General features: G+C 56.9%; 4 protein-coding genes. 2 read left to right on the forward strand and 2 right to left on the reverse strand.

Features of this window, described 5'->3' with window-relative positions; translation table 11 throughout:
- Positions 1–49: 49 nt before the first annotated feature.
- Complete coding sequence (locus tag IRZ24_RS15680) at positions 50–1,483, reverse strand: metallophosphoesterase (RefSeq protein WP_297165980.1); 1,434 nt, start codon at positions 1,481–1,483, stop codon at positions 50–52.
- Positions 1,484–1,932: 449 nt separating this feature from the next.
- Here IRZ24_RS15680 and IRZ24_RS15685 point away from each other — a divergent pair, with 449 nt between their 5' ends.
- Positions 1,933–2,133, forward strand: coding sequence for a helix-turn-helix domain-containing protein (locus IRZ24_RS15685; protein ID WP_297165983.1), 201 nt, complete (start codon positions 1,933–1,935; stop codon positions 2,131–2,133).
- Between the two features lie 381 nt (positions 2,134–2,514).
- Entirely contained in the window at positions 2,515–3,534 is a 1,020-nt protein-coding gene (locus IRZ24_RS15690; protein WP_297165986.1) for an NAD-dependent epimerase/dehydratase family protein, read from the forward strand.
- 324 nt (positions 3,535–3,858) lie between these two features.
- On the opposite strand, the gene IRZ24_RS15695 is transcribed toward IRZ24_RS15690, so the two are convergent.
- On the reverse strand, positions 3,859–5,962 hold a 2,104-nt coding region (locus tag IRZ24_RS15695; RefSeq protein ID WP_297165989.1), incomplete at its 5' end, for a mannose-1-phosphate guanyltransferase.

Below are 5,962 nucleotides of genomic sequence, written 5' to 3' on the forward strand. Positions count from 1 at the left end.
CCTCACGCCACGGGTGCAGACTCACTGGCCCAAGCTGCACCCTTGGTCCTTACGCAGCTACCGCACGCTCTCTCTTAAGAGGGGGGGCTGCCAGAACTCGGTAAGTTGGCTGGGAGGCAATTTCCCAGGCGCAGAGACTGGCCGTTGATGGGGAACCATCCTCAGCCGCGCGGATCAAAGCGAACGTATACTGCGTCACCTCACGCAGCGGTGAAGCGCTCGGTGTAGGCGGCCAGTGAGGAGCGTACAGCCAGGCGAACATTGCCGGCGTCATCTCCTCGGGCCTGGGTCTAGCTAGGCGCCGTGTCCAGGTGCCCGTATTCAAATAGTATTGGTAACCATTGGCCAACGGCTGCACGAGCCAAGAATGAGTATGGCCAGCCAGAGCATAGCGCAGGCGTGGCTCACGCTGCAGCAGCGCGCACATGCCGGCGGCAGTCGAGTCCAATTGCTGGGTTGTCGATCTTCCAAAGATACGGGCCACTGCCGCCCGCCGTGTCTCCTCCGTAGCCGTTGGCTGGCTAGCTTCTACCAGTGCTTCACGCAACCGTAGATAGTCCTCCATCAGCGCAGCCGTGGCCTGCTGCTCGTCCCAGCCTGGAACCGGTTGCCAGTCCTTTTTCTGTCGCTGCATATCGCGCTGGAAAGCGGCCAAATCCTGCATAGCCTCCTCAAAGAGGCGCAGGGCCATCTGCCTCTCGCTGGGGCGCAGGCCTGCCAAAGGCTGACGAGGCCGGCTAATGAGCCTGACGAGATTCGTCACCACTTCGCACAGCAGCTCGGGTGCCAACAAGGCCAACAGTGCCATCTGGCTTGGATAACTCAAAGATGGCTCCAGATGTTCGAAGTAAGGAAAACGGCGGTGAATCAGCGCCCCTGCCTCTTGATAATACCACGAACCGGCGGAGAGGAGAATCTCCTCGTGGGGAGGCAGCGGCTCCCCGTCAGCGGTCCACAAGCCGGCACTGCGATGGTTCCAGAAATCATAGAAATTACCGTGTTCTATCGCGATGGTTGGCAGCGGCTCATAGCGCGGGCGCTGCCAAAAGCGGAGCTGCTCCTCTGAAGCGGAGGACCGTGACAATACCTGCCTCAAGCGCTGCTGAATAGCGGGAAAAAGCAGCTCAATATCATGGTTGCCGGGCACAAAGGTCAGACGCCGCTGAGGCTGGCTCAGGAACTGGGCCAGCGCCTCAAAGAACGACCCGTGAGCAGCAATGATACGCTCCAGCTTCTCTAACGCCTGAGCTACAGTACGCGTGCGGGCATGCTGCAGGGGCGAGGTTGCTAGAAAATCAAAGCAGTCGCCATTGATCACCAACTCAACCGTGTCATCTTCCTTTCCCTCAGTGAGCAGGCCACCGGGAGAAGCGGCACGCAGGAACTCCTTCCAGGCGCGCTCTTGCTCCTCAGCAAAGCCCTCGAAAGGCACCTGCCCGTCGGCAAGATGGAGATCACTGACGACGAGAATGGTCACAGACATCCAAAAGAACCCCTTCACTGCTCGGAAAACTCGCCTGGCTTTCTTATCAGGTAGCTATCCCTGCCGATGCTGTCCAAAGCAGCAGCCAAACGACCGCTCGCTTCTAATGGCAGCGAGCAGCCGCTAACCTGACATCTGCTCCATTTTAGTATGTTTGTGCGTAGTTGTATAGTGTAGTTAACTGGCGGACAGCGTTCAACTGTTCTGGCCTCACGGGAGGATGCTACCCCCAGGGATATACTCTCGTATAGAGGGACCGAAAAAACGTCTGCTCGTGAATCGCCAGATGGCACCCTTTGCGAGATTAAGCGGGAAGCGATCCGGCTCTCTTCCCTCGGTGAGGAGAAGGCGGCGCTTGGGGTGTCAGAAGAATGCTGGTGATTGCGCCTGTTACGATAGAGCCTGTTACAGGCTAATCCCAACCTCTATGAAGAGTAGGAGAGACTGCTATGGCTGAGGAGCTGGAAGAACTGCTTACAGTGCGTGAAGTTGCGCGCCGTCTGCGCGTGGACGATACAACCGTGCGTCGTTGGATTAAGAGCGGAGCCCTGGAGGCCATCACTCTTCCCCATCGTGGCAAGCGCCAGGCTTACCGTATCAAAAAGTCCACGCTAGATGCGCTCATGAGAGGGACAGCTCCCTCATCGTAAGGAACCAGCCGCTGCCGGGCCCGGCTTGTCAGCATAACCGGCAGCGGCTGGCACCGCTGGCAGACCAGGGCTGTCCCTCTGTGCCAACCCCCCCACTCATCCAGTGCCGATCTACCTCTCCTCACAACCCAGTCAGAGCACCCATCTTTTTCCTTCCGGCAGCCCCCGCCAGCTCTGGGAAAGGATCTGGCTGATGAAGCCAGCCTCTGGGCCTACCTCACTGAACAGAGCAGACCGGCCCCACCCCTATCAAACTTCACCTAGCTCGAATAGATAAATGTATATCTATGCAATAGGGGAGAGCGCTACACTGGAGATAGCGGAGAGCCACCGATTGGGAGAGCGGCAAGCCAAGCAAGCACAGAAGGGAGAGAGACACACTTGGTCAAGATCGCCATTACTGGCGGAGCTGGGTTTATTGGGGCGCAGCTGACCCGTGCCTGCCTGGAAGCTGGCCACCAGGTCATCGTCATTGACTCACTGGCCAACGGCGCACGGGAGCGCCTTGATCCACGTGTACGCTTCTACCAACTAGACATTCGTGACCCGCAGTTACACACAGTGCTCCAGATGGAGCGTCCAGACATTGTCAGCCATCATGCGGCCTGTCGTGCCACACCACTGCCGGGTCAGCGCCCGCTCACCGATGCTGACATCAACCTTCACGGTCTACTCAACCTTCTTGATGGCTGTATTGCAGCCAACGTTGGTCGCATCATCTTTGCCTCTGGAGGCAATGATCTCTATAGGACGGAAGGCCAGGCCCTGCCCCTTGGCGAAGAGGCTCCACTTTGCCCACGACGTCCTCTGGATATCAGCAAGCTCGCTGGGGAATGGTATATTCGCTACTATAGCCGGCACTATGGAATAGAGCATGTTATTCTACGCTACGCTGATGTGTATGGAGAGATCGAAAGACAAACCGCTCAACATCCCTTAACAGAATTCATCTACAGCCTCTTAGAAAAGAAACGAGTAATTATTCGTGCTCCCAAGGGAGAGAAACGCGACCACATTTACATCAGCGATGTGATCCAGGCGCATCTGCTTGCGCTAGAGCGTGGCAGCAACTGTACCATCCATATCAGCAGCGGCACTGCTACCAGTCTGGAAGAATTCTACCAGCGGGCCGCAGCCCTTCTCTCAGCCAGTGAGGTCGCGCCGCTCTACCTAAACGAACGCGGACGGAGTGGGGCTGCCGTTGCCCTTGACAACAGCCGAGCGCGGCAAATCCTTGGTTGGCAGCCAACCATTGATCTTGAAGAAGGGATACGGCGTACGGCTCAGGGCATCTATGCCAATCTGGGCCATAGCCTGCCGCCCGTACCGCTGCCGCCAATCCTACCGCGCTCAGCAGAAGCGCCGTCGACTTCACGCTTGGCCGCCTCTGCCTCGGCCTAGCAAAGACGGACTCAGGCAAAAAAGGCGAAGCCGCCTTGGGTATAAGGCCATGCATCCACAAACCTGCTAAAGTAACCGGACCAGTCGGCAAAGGGCAGAGCAAACTAGCTCTCTCAAGAGAGAGACCTCTTCCTTATGCTAGCAGGACGGCGCAGCGACGGCAGACCGGGCCTTGAACACATAAGCCCCGTTGCGGCCATTCCCTCCACCGCAGCGGGGCTTCTTTGCAAGCAAGGAAGAAAAACTATAATAGAAGCAGAAATCAGAAGAACGCGTTTCGGCTCTTAGCCTGAGACCATAGAGACCTGGCCTGATGGATCAAGCCTATTGTTGCAAGCCACTGACCACACGTGCATACTTCTCTGCCAGAGCCTGAGCCTGCTCGCTCGACTCCGACTCCGCCACCACATGGAAGAGCGGTCGATCAGCATCGGGCAGCACTAGCACCCACTCCTTACTCCCCAAATCGATCTTAATACCATCGATCGGCTTGGCGCGTCGCTCGCGGTATTGCTCGCTCAGAATACGCATCACCTTCCCCTTATGCTCCCAGGGGCAGGCCACACGCGTACGACTCAGGTAGTAGCTAGGCAGATCATCGACCACCTCAGAGAGCTTTACCTCAAAGTAGGCCAGCAACTCCAATAGCTTGGCCACGGCCATCATCCCATCAAAAGCCGGCAGGAACTCCGGGAAAATGAAGCCTCCCTCACCATCGCCGACCAACACCACCCCTTCGCGGCTGGCAGTGGCCATCAGGGCTTGGGGCAGAACGCGCGTATGCAGAATATAGCCATCATAGCGCTTGGCAATATGCTGGAGTGCGCTGGGGGCTGTCACTGGAGCCGCCACTGTTGCCTGATGGAAGCGGCGCAGCGTCAGGCTTGTCATCACCGCCAACATCTTCATACCATCCAAAATGCGCCCGCGGTCGTCGACCACAGCGATCCGCTCGCCCGCCGGATCGATGCGAATGCCCAGATCAGTATGCAGTGCCGCCGTAATTGTCGCCAAGCGCTGCAGATCGCGCTCCACCTCGTCCTTGGTCCGCGTCACCAGCGACTCATCAGCACTCGTATTCAGAATAATGACATCCACCCCGAGGCGGTTGAAGATACCGGGCAGCAACTGGGTAGTACTGCCGTGAGCGTAGTCCATCACGATTTGGAATCTGCGCTGACGGATCAAGCCCTCATCGACCACCTTATGGAAGCCCTCGAGGTAGAGATTAAGGACGCGCTCATTCTCCTGGACCTCGATTGACCCCAGGTCATCGATATAGACGCGGCGGAAATCCTCGCGGAAGTAGAGATTTTCCACCTTGCGTTCTGTCGCCTTATTAATATCGAGGCCGTACTGGTCAAAGAACTTAATGTCAACAATGCGAGGATCGTGAGGGGAGAGACGCACGTGGATACCGCCGACGGCCTCGGTATTGCGCACATAGTAGCGAGCCACGGGGATCGGCACCTGATTAATATCATGGACATTGATACCAGCCGAGGGGAGGCCGGCCACGATGGCCCGCTTGATCATACGCGAGGTGCGGTGTGACGAATCGCGATTCACCGCAACGATGCTGCCTTTGGGGAGAATGGCGCCATAGGCCGCGCCAAGGCTAGCGGCGAATTCAGGAGTCAGATCGATATTGACCAGGCCTGTCACCCCGTAGCGTCCGAAGAGGCCGCGCCGACCCTGTGATCCCCAGATAATGCTATTATTGACCACGGCGCCGGTTTCGATCTCCTTATCGGGCCAGATCTTGACATTGGGCTGAATAATTGCGCCCTCCTGGACGATCGAATTATCGCCGATCACCGAGCCCTCGAACATCACCGCCTTACTCTTAATGCTCGTCGAAGAGCCAACAAGAGCGCCCCGCAGCTCAGCCCGTTCGCCAATATAAGAATTATTCCAAATAATGCTGCGATCTACCTGCGCCCGCTCGTCGACGATCGTATAGTGGCCGATGATACTGGGACCGTGAATAATAGCGCCCGACTTAATCTTACAATCATGCCCCAGGTAGACCGGGCCATAGAGCTGGGCATCCTCGGCGATCTCCACCCCCTCCTCACACCAGACGCTATTACCGATATGGCGGCCCGGAATCTCGATCTGGACGCGACCCTGCAAGGCATCAGCATTGGCGCGCATATACTCGCTGAGATTGCCTACATCGCACCAATAGCCGCTGGCGATATAGCCATAGATGGGATCGCCTTTCTTCAGCATCAAAGGAAAGAGGTCCTGGCTGAAATCGAAAGGCTTATTCTTTTCAAAGTACGTCAACACGCGCGGGTCGAGCACGTAGATACCGGTATTGATTGTATCGCTGAAAACTTCGCCCCAACTAGGCTTTTCCAGAAACTGCGTGATATGGCCATCTTCGTTGGTAATGATGACTCCATACTCTAATGGATTATGG

Source organism: Thermogemmatispora sp. (assembly GCF_019683755.1).
Classification (GTDB): domain Bacteria; phylum Chloroflexota; class Ktedonobacteria; order Ktedonobacterales; family Ktedonobacteraceae; genus Thermogemmatispora.

Excerpts from the sequence above, each read along its gene's own strand:
- IRZ24_RS15680 (WP_297165980.1), bottom strand. The coding sequence starts at position 1,483 with ATGTCTGTGACCATTCTCGTCGTCAGTGATCTCCATCTTGCCGACGGG.
- IRZ24_RS15685 (WP_297165983.1), top strand. The coding sequence starts at position 1,933 with ATGGCTGAGGAGCTGGAAGAACTGCTTACAGTGCGTGAAGTTGCGCGC.